The following is an 18630-nucleotide window of genomic DNA, read 5'->3' on the forward strand; positions in this document are numbered from 1 at the left end:
TTCCAGCACACCTCGTCGGGTCGCAGCGACCTCGAGCCGTTCTGGCCCTCTCGTCAGCATCATGACTTCGACCGGGTGTGTTGCCGCGCGTGGAACGCGCAGGCCCTCTAAAGCCGCCTCACCCCCGGCCTTCGGCCCGCGCGCACGACGTACGTCCCTCGACGACTTCTCGCGCGAAAGAGCTGACCCTCATGGCGAACACTCGCACCTTCTCCACCGCGTCCGCCGCCACCGCGGCGTCCGCGGTGTCCGCTGCGGCCACCACCACCGCCCGCACCACCCTGTCCCCGAACCGCCCCCGGCTGCGCGCCGTCGACCGTGACGAGGTCGCCGACCTGACCGACGTGGTCGGCTTCCTGCCACCGGGTGCCACCTGGCTGCCCGCTCCGCAGCACACGCTGCCGGTGCTGCCGGGCCGGCCGCCGATGGTCGGCTACCTGGTGCTCGTCCCCGCCGACCAGCAGCTGGCTCTCGCCGGGGCCGTGGCCACCGCCCAGGACCGGCAGCTCGTGCCGGAGCCGGCCCCCGAGGCCCCGGCGGGCGGTCCCGTACGGATCGACTCGACCCGGCGCACCGCCGCCGTGGACGGTGTCGTGCTCGACCTCACGTACCTCGAGTTCGAGCTGCTGGCCCACCTGGTGGCGCACCCGCACCGGGTGCACACCCGTGATCAGCTGGTGACGACGGTCTGGGGTTACGGGCACGTGGGCGACGGGCGCACCGTCGACGTCCATGTCGCCCGGCTGCGCCGCAAGTTGGGCGCGGAGCACCGCCGCTCGATCCAGACCGTCCGGCGTGTGGGCTACAAGTACGCCCCCTGATCCTGCGTTGCGGACACGAAGGAGGCCCCGGGTCCCGGGGCCTCCTGCCGTTCCGGGGTGGTTCCGCGTCAGCCGCGTGATCCCGCCGGAACCGGCTCCGTACCGGTCGTGTCCGTCGTGGCGGGCTCGCTGTGCTCCAGGCTCGGCAGCCGGGAGAGCAGGCGCGGCACCCGCCAGTTCCGCTCGCCCAGCATTGCCATGACGGAGGGCAGCAGGACCATCCGTACGACCGTGGCGTCCAGCAGTACCGCGACGGCGAGGCCGACGCCCATCTGCTGCATGTCCTGCATGGACAGGGTCCCGAAGACCGCGAAGACGGCCACCATGATCGCCGCGGCGCCGGTCACCGCTCCGGCGGTGCGCCGGATGCCCGTGTCGATCGCCGCCCGGGTGTCCAGGCCGCTGTCCCGGGCCTCACGGATCCGGGAGACCACGAACACGTGGTAGTCCATCGACAGGCCGAACAGGACGACGAGGACGAACAGGGGCATCCAGGACTCGATCGCGCCGACGCCCTCCGAGCCGATCAGCTCGGCGCCCCAGCCGTGCTGGAAGACTGCGGTCATCACCCCGTACGCGGCGGCGACGGAGAGCAGGTTGAGCAGGATGGACGTCACCGCGATGACGTAGCTGCGGAAGCAGAACAGCATCAGCAGGAAGGTCACGGCGGTGATGAACGCGAAGACGGGGACGATGCCTCGCTTCAGCTGGTCGTTGAAGTCGAAGGACGAGGCGAGCTCACCGGTGACGTAGGCCTCGGCGCCCGTGCCGTCGAAGGCGTCCGGCACCCGGTTCTCGCGCAGTTCGGCCAGGTCGTCCTTGCCGTGGGGCAGCGGGACCTCGATCTCAGCGATGTCCTGTGCCGTGTGGACGGTGACCCGGTCGAAGGTGCCGAGGGCCGTACGGATCTCCGGTGCGCCGATGTCGTCCGCCCGGACCACGACGCGGGCCGGGTCGGGGCCGCCGGGGAAGCTCTCGGAGATGGCGCGGTGGGCGGTCGCGAGCGGCGATTCGGAGCCGAACTGCTTCTCCAGGCCGAGCTGTTCGGTCTTCATCCCGAGTGCGGGCGCGGCCAGGGCGAGCAGCACGACGACGGAGCCGAGGGCGAAGAGCTTCGGTGCGGCCAGGACGGGCCTGAGGACGGTACCGGCCATGCCGCCGCTCGGCTTCGTGCCCCGCTTGCCGCGGCGGTTCAGGAGCGGTACGCGGCCCGCGTCGATGCGGTCGCCGAGCCAGGACAGCAGCGCGGGCAGCACGGTCACGGAGCCCAGCATCGCGATGAACACGACGATGATCGTGGCGAGCGCGAAGCCCTTGAACAGCAGCAGCCCGGACAGGAACATGCCGGCCATCGCCACCATCACGGTGAGCCCGGAGACGAGTACGGCCCGGCCGGAGGTGGCCGCCGCGATGCGCAGCGCGGTCTCGGCGTCGCGTCCCGCCGCCCGCTCGTCGCGTTCGCGCCGCAGGTAGAAGAGGCAGTAGTCGACGCCGACGGCGAAGCCCATCAGGAACATCACGGAGTACGTGGTCTGGAAGAGGTGCAGTTGGTGGCTGGCGAGCGACAGCAGACCGAACGCGGCCATGCAGGCGGTCAGCGCGAGACCGACCGGCAGCAGCGCGGCCACGACGGCGCCGAAGGCGACCAGCAGGATGCCCAGCGCCAGGGGTACGGCGGTGAATTCGGCCTTCCTGAAGTCCTCGGAGAGCAGATCACCGAGCCACTTGCCTGCGCTGGCCTCGCCGAACTGGTGGATCTCGACGTCCGTCCGTGCCTCCCGGACCCCGGAGACCGCGTCCAGGACCGGCTGCACCCGGTCGGCGGCGGTGGCCGCTTCGCCCTTCATCCCGAAGGTGATCAGCGCCTCCTTGCCGTCCTTCGACACGACCGGGTCCGCGAGACCGCGCACCTCTCCGGTCGCGTTCAGTGCGGCGGCGAGCTCACCGGCCGCGGTGCGCCAGCCGTCGGGGCGGGCGGCGGACACCATGACCAGCTCACCTGCGGGGTGGCCCAGTCCGGCGTCGTCGAGGATCTTCTCGGCCCGCGCGGAGTCGCCGGCGCCGTTCTCCGACGTGGACATCTCGACCATGCCGGACGCCCCGCCGATGCCCGTGGCGAGCACGACGAAGAGCAACCAGCCGAGAACGGCCGTCTTTCGGTGGTGTGCGCTCCACACACCGATGCGTGCCGCGAGGTTGCGTCTCATGCGGTTTCGCCCCCTGGGATATGACTCGGAAACGCCTCGGACGAGGCACCTACGAATCTAGGAAGCGGAGGCCGGCCGCCCCAGCCGCCGGGACCCCCTCCCCGGGGAGGCACAGGGCGAGCCCTGGAGGTGGTGCCAGGTGCACCCCGGCCGGGTGGCGGAACGGCTGACGCCCGCCGCACACGGCGGGCGACACTGTTCACCGGACAGGATCCGACGGGGGTCCGGCGAGGGGAGAGACGGTATGACTGCGACGAAGAGCCGGGTACGCGAAGGGCTGCTGGCCGCCGGAAGGTCGTTCGTCCTGTCGTTCGCGAGCATCGTGGGCTCGGTCACCCTGTTCGTGCTGGCGGTGTTCTCCGTCACCTTCGTCCTGCTGGGCGTGGGTCTGGTCACCACCCCGTGGGTGCTGGAGGAGGTGCGCAAGCACGTCAACCGGCGCCGGCTGCTCGCGGTGGCCTGGTCGGACGTCCGCATCCCGATCGCCTACCGGCCCTTCCCGCCGGATCTGCGCACCGGTTTCACCGGGCAGGTGGAGCGCACGGCGCTGCTGCTGAAGGACCCGGCGACCTGGCGGGACCTGAGGTGGCTGCTGGTCGACATGACGGGCGGCTACCTGCTGCTGGCCGTCTCCTTCGCGCTGATGGTCTACCCGGTGGAAGGTCTCGTCCTGGCGGCGGGGCTGTGGCGGGTGTTCGAGGACAGCACGTACTGGTACGGCTTCGTGCCGGTCAGCAGCCAGGCGACGGGGCTGGCCGCCGCGGCGCTCGGCATCGTGCTCTTCCACGTCGGCCTGTGGGCGAGCCGGCCGCTGCTGCGGCTGCACTTCGTGCTCGCCCGGTCGGTGCTGGCACCCACGCAGGAGCAGGAACTGGCGCTGCGGATCGACCGGCTCACCGAGACGCGGCACGAGGCGGTCGACACGGCGGCCTCCGAACTGCGCCGCATCGAGCGGGATCTGCACGACGGGGCGCAGGCCCGGCTGGTCGCCATGGGCATGAATCTCGGCACGATCGAGGCGCTCGTCGAGAAGGACCCGGCGCAGGCGAAGAAGCTGCTGGCCATGGCCCGCGCCTCCTCCGCCGAGGCGCTCACGGAGCTGCGCGACCTCGTACGGGGCATCCATCCGCCGGTCCTCGCGGAGCGTGGGCTGGGCGACGCGGTGCGGGCCCTGGCGCTGCGGCTGCCGGTGGAGTCCGAGGTGGGCGTGGAACTCACGGGCCGGGCCGAGGCATCCGTCGAGTCGGCCGCGTACTTCGCCGTCAGCGAGACACTGACGAACGTGGTGAAGCACGCGGACGCCGACCGCGTCTGGGTGGACATGCACCACGCCGAGGGCATGCTGCGGATCTCCGTCACGGACAACGGCAGGGGCGGTGCGGCGATCGGGGCCGGCTCGGGACTGAGCGGGATCGAACGCCGACTGGGTACATTCGACGGCGTACTGGCCGTCAGCAGCCCTGCGGGCGGTCCCACCATGGTGACCATGGAGATCCCTTGCGCGTTGTCCTAGCCGAAGATCTCTTCCTGCTCCGCGACGGTCTGGTGCGGATGCTCGAGGCCTATGATTTCGAGGTCGCGGCAGCAGTGGAGACCGGGCCCGAACTGACCAGGGCCCTGGCCGAGTTGGAGCCGGACGTCGCCGTGGTCGACGTCCGGCTCCCGCCGTCCCACACGGACGAGGGCCTGCAGTGCGCCCTGGCGGCCCGGCGCAGCCGGCCCGGGCTGCCGGTGCTCGTCCTGTCGCAGCACGTGGAGCAGTTGTACGCACGGGAGTTGCTGGCCGACGGCAACGGCGGGATCGGCTATCTGCTGAAGGACCGGGTGTTCGACGCGGACCAGTTCATCGACGCGGTGCGCCGGGTGGCCGCGGGCGGTACGGCGATGGATCCGCAGGTGATCTCGCAGCTGTTGTCCCGGCGTGCCCAGGACAAACCGATGGGCGGGCTCACGCCCCGGGAGCGCGAGGTCATGGAGCTGGTGGCGCAGGGCCGTTCGAACGTGGCGATCGCCTCGCAGCTGGTGGTCACGGAGCGGGCGGTGGCCAAGCACACGTCGAACATCTTCGGCAAGCTCGGTCTGCCGCCGTCGGACGACGACAACCGCCGGGTGCTGGCCGTGCTGGCCTACCTCGACCGGGGCTGATCCGCCGCGCAGGCGCACGGGCGGGGCGGTGGCCCGGTGCGCGGACCGATCCGTCCCGCCGGTGCGCGGGCGGGACGGTCGGCCGGGCACCGCTCAGCCCGCGAACCACCTCTCCGCGTCCAGCCGGAACGCGTTCGCGGGGGCCATCGTGCGCAGGTCGGCCTCCAGTGCCCGGACCCGCTCGGCACCGAGGGCCCGTACCCACTCGGCATGGAGCCGTTCGAAGCCTTCTGCCGACCTGGCCAGCACCTCGACACCCCGTGCGGTGAGCCTGACGAGCTTGCGCCGGCCGTCCTCGGGGTCGTCGACGCGTTCCACGTAGCCGAAGCCCTCCAGCTTCTCGACGGTCTTGCCCGCGGCCTGTTTGGAGACCCCCAGCCGCCGTCCGATCTCGCTGGCGCTCGCCCCCTCGCGCCCGACGGCCTGGAGTGCGTAGCCGTACGCGGGGCGCATCTCGGGGAACCCGTGCGCGGCCAGGTCGCGGTGCAGGTCGTCGATGATCGAACGGAATCCGGCGAACAGCAGAACAGGCAGCTCGAAGCCCGCCACCGCCCGTCCCTCCTCCGGCTCAGCCATTGCGCATTTCGACAACCTCGTTTACCTTTTCGTCAATCACGTTGTCGAGTTTACCGCGAGAGGCCCACCATGCCCGCATCCGCGTTCCCCGACCACACCCTCCACTCCGCACCTCCGGCCGCCCGGCGCACCATGGAGGCCGTGGCGAAGAAGCAGGGCGGCCACCTGCCGTCCGCGGTCGCCCGTCTCGCCACCTCCCCGGAGCTGCTGGACGGGTTCCTCCGGGCCGGCGCGACTTTCGAGTCGAGCACCCTGGACCCGCTGGCGCGCGAGGTGGTCGTCATGACGATGGCCACCCGCAACGCGTGTCACATCTGCGTGGCCAACCACACGGCGCGACTGACCTCGCTCGACGCCGCTCCGGAGCTCATCGCGGCCCTGCGCGCCGGCGATCCGCAGCCCCTGCCGGACGAACGGCTGGAGGGCGTACGCCGGTTCACGCTCGCGGTCCTCGCGACGGCGGGGGCGGTCGGCGAGGACGAGATGCAGGACTTCCTCTCGCTGGGGCACACGACCCGCAACGCCCTGGAGGTGGTTCTCGGCATCGGCGCGTACACGATGTCGACGCTGGCCAACCGGATGACCGGGGCTCCGGTGGATGACGAACCGGCCGCCTTCGCCTGAGAACCGGGGATTGACCGTTCCGAGCGTTCGGGCCGTTTCGGCCATGGAGATTCCCACGAATTCCCCGGCGTTCTGAACGGGCCGGGCGCCCGGCCCGTATGGGACGTCACGCTTCTCCCTCGAAGCAGAGGAGTTCCATGGGACGCACATCGCGCAAGAAACGTTCGACACTGGCCAATCGGGCGATTGTCGCCTCGGTCGCATTGGTTCTGGGCGGAGGTGGGCTGGTCGCGGTCAATGTCTACGCGAGTGCGGGAGAAGGATCGTCCGGTTCACCACCTGACCGGTCCTTGACCGCGGGTCGGCAGATGTCCACCATCGACTGCCCCGACGCGGGAATCGCCCTTCCTGATGTGCCCGGCCGGGCACGCCCCGAGGTCGACCGCGAACTGGCGGCCATGGATACCCAGATCACGGATGCCTACCGGCAGTTCGCGGACCGGAAGGAGCAGATCGCCCGGGATCCGAATCTTGCGGAGAACGCGGTGCTCGGCCCGCTGAAGAACAAGCGGGCGGCGAGTCTCGACCGGATCGGCACCGCCATCGAGCGCGACGCGGCCGAACGGCCGCGGAACCTGGACGGGCTCGCCCCGTGCAGCCTGCGGGCCGACGACGGTGACGGCGGCGACGCGAGCGGCCAGGGCGGCGACAGCGGCCAGGGCGGCGAGCAGGGCGGCGGCCGGAACCCCGGGGAAGGAGCCGACCAGGGTCAGGACGGCGGACAGGGGCAGGGCGGCAACGGCCCCGAAGCCTCCGACTTCGTCGACATCCAGTCCGTCGAGCCCGATGCCGACCGCCCCCGCAATCGCCGCGGCGCCTCCCGCGGTACGTTCTCCACCGACTGCGGCCGTAATGAGAACGGCAAATTCAATCCGGACAATGTCATCGCCGCACCCGGTGTGAGCAACGGCGCTCACCATATGCACGATTACATCGGGAATCAGGCCACCGACGCATTCTCCAGTGACGACGATCTGGCCGGCGGTGAGACGACCTGCCGGAATCAGGGCGACAGATCCACGTACTACTGGCCGGTACTGCGCCTGCAGAACGGACAGGACGAGAACGACGTGGATGCCGACGGCGGCGGGAAGGACCAGAACGCCGGGGAGATCCAGACCCCGTCGCAGGTCACGCTGAAATTCGTCGGTTCCCCGGCCGGGAAGGTTACGGCCATGCCGCGCTTCCTGCGGATCATCACCGGTGACGCCAAGGCGTTCACCAATGGCGACGCCAACGCCAACGCCTCCTGGAGCTGCACCGGATTCGAGGACAGGCAGCTGAAGGACAAGTATCCGATCTGCCCGGAAGGCAGCCAGGTGGTGCGTTCCTTCGCCTTCCAGAGCTGCTGGGACGGCCGGAACACGGACAGTGCGAACCACCGCACCCATGTGGCCTTCGCCCAGGACGACGGGCGCTGCCCTAACGGCTTCAGGGCCATTCCGCAGCTGGTGCAGCGCATCGTGTACGACGTCCCGCCGGGCCCCGGCTTCGCCGTCGACTCCTTCCCGGAACAGCTGCACAAACCCGGGACCGATCACGGCGACTTCATCAACGTCTTCGACGACCAGGTGATGAAGAGGGTGGTGAGCTGCGTCAACGGCGGGCGCAGGTGCCGCTGACGCGGCCCTGACACCCGTCCCTCCTGCCTGCGCGGTCAGCTCCCGTGGTGACCGGAGTGCCCGTCCTCGCTCCCCCCACCCCCACTGTTTCCCGAGTGGTGCGGCGAGGCGGTCTCCACCGTCCCCCCGAGCCGGCCGCGCAGCGCCGCGACCACCTTCGCGTCACCGACCGCGACCCACTTCCGGCCGACCAGGTACGAGCCGCCGTAGTCGTTGGCCTCGTTGATCCACTCCCGCTGGCCGCGGTCGGTGGCGAAGGTGGCCAGCACATAACGGCCGTCGCCCGTCGTGCAGCTGGCCTGCCGGATCTCCTGGGCGTCGGTCTGCAGATTCGGCTCGCATGCCGCCTTCGACGCCAGCTGTTCCAGGGTTCCGGTCGCGGTCGGCGGCACGGCGGGCCTGTCGTCGCCGTCCGCTCCCCCGCCGCACGCGGTGAGCAGGGCCAGCCCGGCAAGTACGGCTGCGGCGGCCCTGAGGCCGTGTCCTCGTCGCCACTCCAGCTGCTTCACCATGCGGCCATCGTGCCCCGTGGGTCCCGCCCGGCGCGGGGAAACCACGGATTGCCGCGGACGGTTCAGCAGCGTGCGACGGCCAGGCTCACCGCGTAGGACTCCTCGACCACACCGTCCGGGAAGAGCCCGGCGAGCAGCTCGCGTTCCGGGGCGAGGAAGCCGCGGGCCGCGTCCTGTCCGATGACGAGGAAGGCGGAGTGGCTGCCGATGTTGGCCAGGTGCGCGTCGAGCGGCACGTGCCGGCTCCACCACAGCCGCCGGGTGGTGAAGTCGAGTCCGGCGGGCAGTCCGCGCGTGAAGCCCCCCTCGTCGGGCTCCGTTTCCTCGGCCCCGAAGAAGCGCCTCACCCGGGCGTCCTGTGCGGCGATCCACGGGACGTCCGCGTCGGAGTCGTTCCACCAGAGGGCGAGCGCACCGCCCGGCCGCAGCACCCGCCGCACCTCCGGTACGGACCGGTCCGGGTCGGTCCAGTGCCAGGCCTGGGCGTACGTCACCAGGTCGGTGGAACCGGAGCGCAGCGGCAGGTGGTTGCCGTCGCCCCGCACGAGCGGCACACGGGCAGGGCCCTGCGGAACTCCGCGGCCATGCCGTCACCGGGCTCGACGGCCGTCACCCGGGCGCCGCGGGCGTGCAGCAGGGCGGTGCCGAGGCCCGTACCCGCCCCGACGTCCGCGACCCGGGCGCCTTCCAGGCCGAATCCGGCCAGCTCCTCGATCGCGTCCATGAGGGCGGGCGGGTAGGAGGGGCGGTTGGCCGCGTAGACGGCCGCGGCAGCGTCGAAGGACCGGGCGCGCGAGGTGGTCGTCATCCCCCCGTCATCGCTGCCCGGGCGCCGAGGTGAGCCGGTCGTGGCAAGAATCCGGCCCCGGGAGGCGTGCACCCCGGGGCGCGCCAAAGTGACCATCGCACCATTCCCTCGTTCTGCTGAACGTGCCCCCACTGCGAGCAGTACCGTCGTCCGCCGGCCGCCCCCTCGCGGAGCAGGCCGACGCGGAGCGGGCCGAGGCCGCCGTCACCGAGCACTACGCGCGGCTGGTGCGGATCGGGTATCTCGTCCTGCCGTCCTCACTCGGCCGCAACCGCCGTGTGCTGACCGCGCACTGGCTCGCCCAGCGGTCCCTGCCCCGCGGGCACACCACGGAACAGGCGGCCGTGCCCCCGGCTGCCCCGGCGGATCCGGGGTGCGCCTACGCGTACGTACGGCTCCGAGTGGTGCGTTCCGCCCTGGAGGCCGGGCTCCCCCTGTGGCGGTTCGCCCGGCCGCGGCGGGGGCAGCTGCCGCCCCTGCTCCCCCAGGTGTGGGGGCTGCGGCTCTTCCCGCACTCCTGCGGTGCGGACGAACTGGCCCTGGAGCAGGCGCTGTCCGAGGTGTCGGGACCCTGCCGGGCCGCCCATGTGCTGCGGGGTCTCGAAGGCCTCGCGGACGACGAGGTGTGCCGGGTCCTTGCCGCAGCGGGCGTCGCGGACCCGGAGGCGGCGCTGCTGGAGGCCGACGGGATCACCGCGCCGCATGCCCTGCTTGCCTCACCGGAATTCGATCCGTGTTCGCTGCAGGCCCGGCCGGCCGATCTGCCGCGCCGCAGGAGGCGCGGGCGGACCGTTCTCGCCGGGCTCGGCGCCCTCCTGGTGTGCGGGACGCTGCTGCTGATGCCGGGGGACGGCCTGGGCGGGCCCCACGGCGCGGCGGCGCCGCCGTACTCCCGTAACCCCGCCGCCGAACAGGCCCTGGATCCGGGCATGTTGCGCCGGGTACCGGCCGGTTTCTGGCGGAGCGCGGACCGTACCGGCTTCGGTGCCTGGCCCACGCGGGGCGACCGGACCGAGGACACCGGGCTGCTGGGCCGCGCCCTCGCCGTGTGGGCGCGGCCCGGTCCCGGGGTGACCTCGTCGGCGACGCCCGGGACACCGGTCGGCCCGCCGATGGGCCCGCCGCAGCTGTTGTACGCGGGCGAGTCCGGCAGTGCGGTGGTGGTGCTGTTCCACGACGGGCTGCGTGTCGTGCGCTACGCCGAGCCCCGCAATGCCGACCCGGCGGGCGGCGCCGCGCTCGACTTCGCCCGGGTGGACGGTGCGGACGCGGTGGCGGCGAGCGCCCTGGTCGTACAGCGCCGGAAGGGCCGGATCCGCTATCTGACCGCTCCGTGGGCACGCGAGGTCCTGGTGCGGGACCTGCTGGCACCCCATGGCCCGGCACGGCCGCTGCGCCGCGACCATCACGGGGTGACGGACGCGCTGACCGCTCCGGGCGGCGGGGCGGACTGCCGCTCCTGGCAGGCCCTGGAGGTGCGGGACGGCACGGCGGCGCGGCTGCTGACGGACCTCGGCGAGCTCGCTCCGGCGCACCTCACCTCCGGCAGGCCGTCCGCTCCGCACGAGGTGTCGGGCCGGTCCGACCGGGAGAGCTGGGCGCGCACCGCATGCCTCCTCCCGGCGGTGCGCTCCCACGGGGTCCGGTCGGTGAACTCCTGGCCGTACGCGAGGCAGCCGCTGCCCGAGGGCGACGGGGACGCGCTGTGGCTCTGCACCCGGGCGGAGACCTGGCGGGGTACGGGAAGCAGGGTGCTGGCGCAGTTCCAGGCGCCGCCCGGGCTGTCGGGCGGCGCCGGAGCGCCGGGCGCGGTCGCGGCCCGTGCCGAGGGCTCGCCGGACTGCGGGATACGCAGACCGCGGGTGCTGGCGGGTGTGCTGTGGAAGTCGGACGGCGGGCGGTGGTACGTACTCGCGGCGGGCTCCCGGCAGTTCGCGTCCCTGTCGGCGACGGGCGGTGTCGAGGGGCGCGCGGACGGGCGGCTGCTGGCGGTGCGGGCCCGGGCGGGTGACCGGGCCCGGCTCGACGGACTGCTGGCGGACGGCAGCCGGGTGGGGGCGCTGCGCTGACCGGACGGCGGCCGGACGGCCTGCGGCCCGCTCCCGTTAGGCTGGGGGTATGACGACCGGTGTACGGCGCAGGATGGGCGTCGCCGAGCGCAGGCAGCAGCTGATCGGCGTCGCCCTGGAGCTGTTCAGCCACCGTTCGCCCGACGACGTGTCGATCGACGAGATCGCGACCGCGGCCGGTATCTCGCGTCCGCTCGTCTACCACTACTTCCCGGGGAAGCAGAGTCTGTACGAGGCGGCGCTGGGCCGGGCCGCCGATGATCTGGCCGGGCGTTTCCTGGAGGCGCACGAAGGGCCCCTGGGAGCAAGGCTGTTGCGGGTGATGGGGCGGTACTTCGACTTCGTCGAGCAGCACGGTCCCGGTTTCGCGGCGCTGCTGCGGGGCGGCCCGGCAGGTGGCTCGTCCACGGCCAACGCCCTGATCGACGGGGTGCGCCGGACCGCGTACGAGCAGATCGTCGCGCACCTCGGGGTGGCGTCGCCGCCCGCCCGGCTGGAGCTCGTCGTCCGGTCCTGGGTGTCGCTGGCCGAGTCGACGGCCCAGCTCTGGCTGGAGGGGCAGCGCCGTATCCCGCGCGCCGAGCTGGAGCTGCAGCTGGTCCACGACTTCGCCGCGCTGGCCTCGGTGAGTGCCGCGTACGACCAGGAGACGGCCGGAATCATGCTGCGGGTCTTCGTGCAGGAACCGGCGGACGGCCCGTTCGGTGAACTGCTCGCGCGGCTCTCCGCCCTGGCGTCCGCCGCACCGGCCGTCCCGGTGCAGCGGCTGCCGTAGGCCCTACCGCTTGCGTCCGGACGGGTCGAGGTCCCTGGTCTCGGCGTAGGTGTGGACGACGAGGTCGTCGACGGGCTTCAGATGGCCGGCCAGCAGCTCCAGGACGGACTCGGTCAGCCGCTCCTTGACCTGCGGGGTGCGTCCGGGCAGCAGGGCGATCGAGATGTGCACGATCGCGTCGCCCGTCGGGGCGTCCCCGACGACGGACTCGTCGACCCGCCGGAACCTGGTCTTGCAGTTCGGGATCTTCGTGGTGACGGTCTCGGCGACCAGCGGGTGCAGGGCGAGGGCGAAGCCACGGCGGTCGAAGCTGTCGTCGAGCTCGGCGGAGTAGTCGACGGTGATATACGGCATCAAGCGCTCCTGGATGCGGGTGGGTGCGGTGTCCGGCCTCAGCCTTTCCTGATCGGCGCGACGGCACAAGGGAGTACCGGCCGGGACCCGCGTCCGCTCAGCCGCGCGGTCCGGCGCCGAGTGCCGAGGCGAGCCCCGCCTCCGCCGTGTCGGCCTGTCCCCGTTCGAAGGCGCGCCGGCAGGCCGCGTCGCCGGCGAGGGCGCGTGCCCGGCGTTCGCAGGCCTCACGCACCGGGCCCAGTTCGGTGGTGCCGCGCTGGGGGTGGCCGGCCGTGCGCCAGTACGCGTGCCCGGTGCCGTACACCCGGGCGGCCCGGATTCCCTCGCCCTGGGCGGCCGGCTTGGCCGCGAGGACGTCCGGACCGAGGGCGATGCCGAAGCTGTCGCGCAGGAGGTGCCTGCCGGCCGGCATCGACCGGGCGTGCGCGACGGACGTCCGTGCGCGGCCCTGGAGGAGCGCGATCAGGGCCAGTTGGTGGTCGGCGTACGAACGTGTCCAGTGTTCGCCCCGGCTCTCGCAGGGCGCTGCGCAGGACCGCGGCGCCCTGCGCCGCCTCGGTGAGCCTGCCCGGCCCGGTGAGGGCGAAGACGGAGATGAGGTGGCAGCGCAGCCGGTGTGACGGACGCCGCCTCGGTGCGCCGGAGCACCCGCCCGGCCGCCCCCGCTGCCAGGACCGGCCGGCCCCGGCTCCGGTCCCCCATGGGGGTACGGAGCCGTGACCGGCCGGTGTGGACAGGACGTACGCGCACGGCGCCCAGCTGTTTCGGCTCCATCGCCGACGTCTGCGATCACCGTAGCCCGACAGGGGTCAGCGCGGCGAGAACACGGCGACCGTGCGTCCCGGGACGGTGAAGCTGCCCGATTTCCCTTCGTACGAGGCCTTCTTGACCGTAAGGTCCGCGCCCGCCGCCTGGACGGGGTGCAGGGCGTAGTTCTTTCCGGCGAGCCCGGGAACGCTCTGGCTCTCGGTGCCGGGGGTGGCGTTCATGACGACGACGAGCCTGCCCAGCCGCATGGTGATCACCCCGGGTGTCTCCTCCTTGCCGGAGAGCGGGAAGGACAGGGTGTCCTGGACCTGTTCCGTGGTGGCGAGGGCGAAGTCCTTCTCGGTGGTGCGGATGGTGAGGAGGTCCTGGTACGCGGCGGACGCGCCCGTGATCTGCGCACACCCAGGGGTGAGCGCGGGGGCGGTCAGTAGCGGCTTCGCGTAGGACCACTTGTCCTTGTTGTCGGCGGCCGGCGGCAGCCCGCGGCCGAAGCCGTTGCCCTTGCGGCAGTCCCAGTGCAGGGCGTTGAACCAGTCGCCGCTGTCGTAGGAGTTGCGGTCGAGCGACTTGGAGCGGAGCAGGTCGGTGCCGGCCTGGGAGAGCGACGGGCCCTGCGAGAGTACGGAGGTCGCCATCGCCAGGACCTGCATGCGGGCCCGCTCGTCGGCCGTGGTGCCCACCGGAAGCTTGAACGCGAGGGTGTCGTAGAGGGTTTCGTTGTCGTGGGCGTCGGCGTAGGCGAGCGCGTCGCCGGGCACCGCCGCGTAGCCGGCGGGGGCGCCGTTGTAGTCGACGGCCGAGCCCTTGACCTCGCGGCCCTGGGTGTCGGTGAAGGTGTAGTCGGCGAGGTTGCCGGTGAGACCGACCTTGATCAGGTCCTGGTAGTGGAGGAGGCGGGCCTTCTGCTCGGCCTCGGTGCCATTGGCGGGCGAGGTGTTGGGGTCGGTGTAGAGGCCGGAGGCGAAGCCCTGGATCCGGGGGTCCTCGTCGAAGGGGCTGCCGCCGCGCGCCGCGTCGCGGGCCCGGTCGGAGAAGGTCGCGATGCCGGTGCCGGCCATGTTCTTCTGGGTGGCCTGGACGAAGCGGGCGTCGTCGGCGATCTCGCCGAAGTTCCAGCCCTCGCCGTAGAGGATGATCTTCTTGCCGTCGACGCCGTCCTTGGCGACGGTCAGCTCGTCGAGGGCCTCACGGACCGCGAGGATGTTCGCCTTGGGGTGGTGTCCCATCAGGTCGAAGCGGAAGCCGTCGACCTTGTACTCCTTGGCCCAGGTGACGATCGAGTCGACGACGAGCTTGCCCATCATGGTGTTCTCGGGCGCGGTGTTGGCGCAGCAGGTGGAGGTGGCGACGGTGCCGTCCTCCAGGAGCCGCTGGTAGTAGCCGGGCACGATCCTGTCGAGCACGGACTTGTCGTCCTGGCCGGAGGCGACGGTGTGGTTGTAGACGACGTCCATGACGGTCCGCAGCCCGGCGCCGTTGAGGCCCTGCACCATCTGACGGAACTCGACGGTGCGCTTGGTGCCGTCGGGGTCGGAGGCGTACGAGCCCTCGGGCACCGTGTAGTGCAGCGGGTCGTAGCCCCAGTTGAAGCCGTCCTTGGCCGCGGCCTTCGCGACGCAGGCCTGCTGCTCCTCGGAGTCGGGGGCGTGGACGGAGAGGTCGCAGGCGGGTGCCTGCTGACCGGGCTTCTTCTCGGGGATCGTCCCGATGTCGAAGGCGGGCAGCAGGTGGACGTAGCCGGTGCCGGAGCCGGCGAGCTCCTTGAGGTGCTTCATCCCGTCGGAGCGGGTGTCGGTGAAGGCCAGGTACTCACCGGGGTGCCGCGAGGTCTTGTCCGTGATCGAGAAGTCGCGGACGTGGAGTTCCTGGATCTGTGCGTCGCGCAGCGGGGTCGCGGCGGGCTTCTTCAGGCCGGACCAGCCGCGCGGGGCGAGCTTCGGGTCGTCGAGGTCGACGACGAGGCTGCGTGCGGAGTCGGCGGTCAGGGCGGTGGAGTAGGGGTCGGTGACCTTGTTGGTGACGGTCTTCTGGACGGTGGGCGCCCAGACGTCCACGGCGTAGCGATAGGGCTTGCCGTTCCAGCTCTTCTTCCCGGTGACCGACCAGACGCCGGTGCGGTCGTCGCGGCGCATCGGGACGGTCTTCCCGTCGAGTTCGAGCGCGACGTCACGGGCGGTGGGTGCCCAGACGGAGAGCGTGGGGCTGCCCTTGCGGAACACCGGACCGAGATCGGCACCGCTCGCGGCGTTCCCGTACAGGCTGTCCAGGATTCCGGCGGTCTGCACCCCGGTGGCGGCGAGCAGGGCGCCGTTGGCGGCGCGCTGGGTGGCGATCAGCTGGCCGCGCAGCGACTCCTTGACCCTGTCCCGGTCGCGGGTGTCGACGGTGAACGCCGGGTAGTCCTTGAGGTGCGGGTACTTCGCCTTCTGCGCGTCGGTGAGCTCGGTGGTGCCGAGCCGGAGCCACCGGCCCTCGTCGGACAGGGCGCCGTCGACGACGGAGATCCCGCCGTTCCTCGCGTACACGAGCTGCTGGCTGGTGGCGTCGGTGGCCTTCACCTTCCAGACGACGGTGTTCGCGTCGATCCACTGGGCCTCGGCCTTGGTGAGGTCGGGCGTGGGCGCGCCGCCGGTCTGGGGCAGCAGGTAGCCGGACTTCCCGCCGAGCATCCAGACCTCGTGCCCGTACGAGGCGATGTCCAGGGACTGGTCGCTGGGGAGGTCCTTCTCGTCGCCCTTGTGCAGGATGTAGCTGAGCGAGGTGGCGCCGTCGGTGAGCGGCACCTCGAAGGTGGCACCGTAGGCGTCGGTCCTCACGGGCAGCAGGGGCTTCGCCCAGTCCGTGGGCGCTGCGGCCCCGGTCCAGGTGTGCAGGCCCCAGCCGTCGTAGTTCCCGTCGGCGCGGTGGTAGTGCAGGACGGCCTTGGAGGTGTCCTGCGGCGGGGTCTCGGGTGCCTCGGTGGCCTGTCCGTCCTTGCCCTGCTCGACCCAGACCTGGCCGGTCGTCGCGAGGTCGACGGTGCGCTCGGGGCCGTCTGCGGTGCCGTCCTTCTCGACGGTGTAGGGGACGGAGGAGGCGCCTTCGGCGAGGTCGATCCAGGCGAAGGCGCCGTAGGCGTCCCGCCCGACGAAGTCGGCGGTCCTGTCCCCTGACTTCAGCTGCCAGCCCTCGTAGTCGCCGTCCGCGCGCTTGTAGTGGACGACGGCGTGGTCGCGTTCGACGGCGACGGGCCGCGGGGCCGGCGGTGCCTGCCCCGCGGTGGTCGAGGCGAGGGTGCTCGCGGTGCGGCCGGCGCGGTCGACGACCACGGCCTTGTAGCGCAGCGGGGTCCCGGCCTTCACCGAGGCGTCCAGGTGCTGGGTGACCTTGTAGGGGGCGTGGTCGGCGGAGCCGAGGGTGCGCCACTTGCCGTTGCCGGTCTGCGCGGCGAACACGACCCGGTTGAGCCCGCCGCCGTCCACGTCCGCGGTGATCTCGACGGTGCCGGTGGCTCCGGCGGCCGGGGCCTTCAGGGTGACGGAGGGCTTGGTGGCGGGGCTGTCGACCGTCTTGTCGGCGCGGAGCACGACGCTGGAGAGCGCGGGCACCGTGACCTTGACCTTCTTGTCCGAGCCGCTGCGGACGGCGCCCGAACCGCCGTACAGAGTACGGAAGTTCATGTCGGCGGACTCGGTGGCTACCTCGACGGTCTTCGGGCCGGTGCCGTTGTTTGTGGCGACGACGTACTCGTACGGGCGCTTGGTGTCCGTGCGCGAGTAGGCGTGGACGGAGCCTTCCGCGTACCGCTCGGTCTGGGTGCCGTCGAGCAGGGCCGGGTGGTCGCGGGTGAGCTCGGCGAGGTCCGCTATGGACCGGTACAGCGGGTGCTTCGTGTCGTACGCGTCGGAGGCGTGCGTGCGGTCGGTGCCCAGCTGGTCGTCGTCGAGGTAGTCGGGGGTCTTCGAGGCGAAGAGCGTCTGGCGGGCGTCCTTGTCGCCGCCCGCTCCGGTGAAGCCCTGCTCGTCACCCGCGTAGATCACCGGGTTGCCGCGGCCGAGGAACATCAGCTCGTTGGCCAGGCGGGCACGGTCGACGAGTTCGGCGTCGTCGGCCTTCGGGTTGTCCTGCTTCAGGAACGCGCCGAAGCGGCCGATGTCGTGGCTGCCGAGGAACGTCACCTGCTCGTAGGCGTTGGCCTTGTCCGTGGTGTAGCGGTAGTCGTCACCGTAGACCGCGGCGAGCTTCGAGGCGGGAGCACCCTGGGAGGCGTACTGGCGGGCGGCTTCCTGGAAGGGGAAGTCGAGGGTGGCGTCGAGCCGGCCCCGGGTGACGTAGGGCGAGGTGATGGCGGTGTCGGCGGAGAAGACCTCGCCGAACATGAAGAAGTCGTCGCGGCCGCGCTTCGCCGCGTAGTCGTCGAGCGCGGTGGCCCACCGGGTCCAGAAGTCGAGGTCGACGTGCTTGACGGTGTCGATGCGGAAGCCGTCGATGTCGAAGTCGCGGACCCATTTCTCGTAGATCTTCTCCATGCCGTCGACGACCTCGGGACGCTCGGTCCACAGATCGTCGAGACCAGAGAAGTCGCCGTACTCGGTGGACTCGCCCGCGTAGGTCGAATCGCCCCGGTTGTGGTACATCGTGGTGTCGTTGAGCCAGGACGGGACCTTCTTGCCGGCGTTCACCGGGGTGTACGGGAAGGAGTCGGCGTCCACCTCCTCGACGCCCTCGGTGTCGTCGAAGGGCCGGCCGTCCTCGTCGAGGTACGGGAAGGCGCCCTTGGGCTTGTACCCGTACTTCTTCTCGGTGTAGTCGACGGTGTCGGCGGTGTGGTTGGTGATGACGTCGAAGAAGACCTTCATGCCCTTGCCGTGGGCCTTGTCGATCAGCTTCGTCAGGTCGGCGTTGGTACCGAAGTGCGGGTCCACCTGGGTGAAGTCGGTGACCCAGTAGCCGTGGTAGCCGGCCGACGCGTTGTCCCCGGTGCCCTGGACCGGCCGGTTCTTGAAGATCGGGGCGAGCCAGATGGCGGTGGTGCCGAGGCCCTTGATGTAGTCGAGCCTGTCGGTGAGCCCCTTGAGGTCACCGCCCTGGTAGAAGCCCTTGTCCGTGGGGTCGTAGCCCGTCTCCAGCCGTGAGCCGGTCAGCCCGCCGCGGTCGTTGGAGGTGTCGCCGTTGGCGAAGCGGTCGGGCAGCACGAAGTAGAACTGCTCACGGGTCAGGTCGTGCCGGGCCGGCTCCCTGGCGAGCTTGGCGTCCGAGGGCGGCGACGGGGGTCTGGGTGAGGCAGCCGCTGAGGCCGCCGGGACGACGGGCAGCAGCGCCGCGCACAGTGCGGCAACGGCCCCCCGCCGGAGGGTGGTTCGGGACACG

12 protein-coding genes and 2 pseudogenes are annotated in these 18630 nt (G+C 71.6%); 7 read left to right on the forward strand and 7 right to left on the reverse strand.

Translation table 11 applies throughout. The features are described from left to right. Positions 1-191: 191 nt before the first annotated feature. A complete protein-coding gene (locus OG524_RS10130; protein WP_405391269.1) occupies positions 192-821 on the forward strand; it encodes a winged helix-turn-helix domain-containing protein in 630 nt (209 codons plus the stop codon). A gap of 68 nt (positions 822-889) precedes the next feature. Here OG524_RS10130 and OG524_RS10135 read toward each other — a convergent pair whose 3' ends face one another. Further along, complete coding sequence (locus OG524_RS10135) at positions 890-3028, reverse strand: MMPL family transporter (protein ID WP_405809901.1); 2139 nt, start codon at positions 3026-3028, stop codon at positions 890-892. 244 nt (positions 3029-3272) lie between these two features. Here OG524_RS10135 and OG524_RS10140 point away from each other — a divergent pair, with 244 nt between their 5' ends. Both OG524_RS10140 and OG524_RS10145 read left to right on the forward strand, forming a co-directional pair. Beyond that, positions 3273-4541 (forward strand): sensor histidine kinase, encoded by a 1269-nt coding sequence (locus OG524_RS10140; protein WP_405391267.1) that lies wholly within the window; start codon positions 3273-3275, stop codon positions 4539-4541. Beyond that, positions 4526-5173 carry a LuxR C-terminal-related transcriptional regulator gene (locus OG524_RS10145; protein ID WP_405391266.1) on the forward strand — a complete coding sequence of 216 codons (648 nt, stop codon included), beginning with the start codon at positions 4526-4528 and terminating at the stop codon, positions 5171-5173. Before OG524_RS10140 ends, OG524_RS10145 begins: the two co-directional genes overlap by 16 nt. Before the next feature lie 93 nt (positions 5174-5266). Here OG524_RS10145 and OG524_RS10150 read toward each other — a convergent pair whose 3' ends face one another. Beyond that, positions 5267-5749: a MarR family winged helix-turn-helix transcriptional regulator gene (locus OG524_RS10150; protein ID WP_405391265.1), complete on the reverse strand. Its 483-nt coding sequence runs from the start codon at positions 5747-5749 to the stop codon at positions 5267-5269. 69 nt (positions 5750-5818) lie between these two features. Between OG524_RS10150 and OG524_RS10155 the strand changes: the two genes are divergently transcribed. After that, positions 5819-6373: a carboxymuconolactone decarboxylase family protein gene (locus tag OG524_RS10155; protein WP_405391264.1), complete on the forward strand. Its 555-nt coding sequence runs from the start codon at positions 5819-5821 to the stop codon at positions 6371-6373. Between the two features lie 137 nt (positions 6374-6510). Then, positions 6511-7995 carry a DUF1996 domain-containing protein gene (locus OG524_RS10160; protein WP_405809904.1) on the forward strand — a complete coding sequence of 495 codons (1485 nt, stop codon included), beginning with the start codon at positions 6511-6513 and terminating at the stop codon, positions 7993-7995. Between the two features lie 35 nt (positions 7996-8030). Here the strand turns inward: OG524_RS10160 and OG524_RS10165 are convergent, their stop codons facing one another. Both OG524_RS10165 and OG524_RS10170 read right to left on the reverse strand, forming a co-directional pair. After that, the gene (locus tag OG524_RS10165) at positions 8031-8507 is read right to left on the reverse strand and encodes a hypothetical protein (protein ID WP_405391262.1); all 477 of its coding nucleotides are present in this window, start codon (positions 8505-8507) and stop codon (positions 8031-8033) included. A gap of 62 nt (positions 8508-8569) precedes the next feature. Beyond that, a pseudogene (locus tag OG524_RS10170) lies at positions 8570-9315 on the reverse strand (class I SAM-dependent methyltransferase). 122 nt (positions 9316-9437) lie between these two features. Here OG524_RS10170 and OG524_RS10175 point away from each other — a divergent pair. Beyond that, complete coding sequence (locus OG524_RS10175; RefSeq protein WP_405809906.1) at positions 9438-11384, forward strand: hypothetical protein; 1947 nt, start codon at positions 9438-9440, stop codon at positions 11382-11384. 49 nt (positions 11385-11433) lie between these two features. Further along, complete coding sequence (locus OG524_RS10180) at positions 11434-12159, forward strand: TetR/AcrR family transcriptional regulator (RefSeq protein WP_405391259.1); 726 nt, start codon at positions 11434-11436, stop codon at positions 12157-12159. 3 nt (positions 12160-12162) lie between these two features. Here OG524_RS10180 and OG524_RS10185 read toward each other — a convergent pair whose 3' ends face one another. The 3 genes and pseudogenes from OG524_RS10185 to pulA all read right to left on the reverse strand — a co-directional run bounded on the left by OG524_RS10185 (position 12163) and on the right by pulA (position 18629). After that, positions 12163-12513: a 5-carboxymethyl-2-hydroxymuconate Delta-isomerase gene (locus OG524_RS10185; RefSeq protein WP_405391258.1), complete on the reverse strand. Its 351-nt coding sequence runs from the start codon at positions 12511-12513 to the stop codon at positions 12163-12165. Positions 12514-12610: 97 nt separating this feature from the next. Then, positions 12611-13130, reverse strand: a pseudogene (locus OG524_RS10190) (regulator); the annotation flags it as partial. A gap of 192 nt (positions 13131-13322) precedes the next feature. Next, on the reverse strand, positions 13323-18629 hold the full coding sequence (gene pulA, locus OG524_RS10195; protein WP_405809908.1) for a pullulanase-type alpha-1,6-glucosidase: 5307 nt from the start codon (positions 18627-18629) through the stop codon (positions 13323-13325). Position 18630: the final 1 nt, after the last annotated feature.

The organism is Streptomyces sp. NBC_01520, assembly GCF_045040375.1.
Taxonomy (GTDB): Bacteria; Actinomycetota; Actinomycetes; order Streptomycetales; family Streptomycetaceae; genus Streptomyces.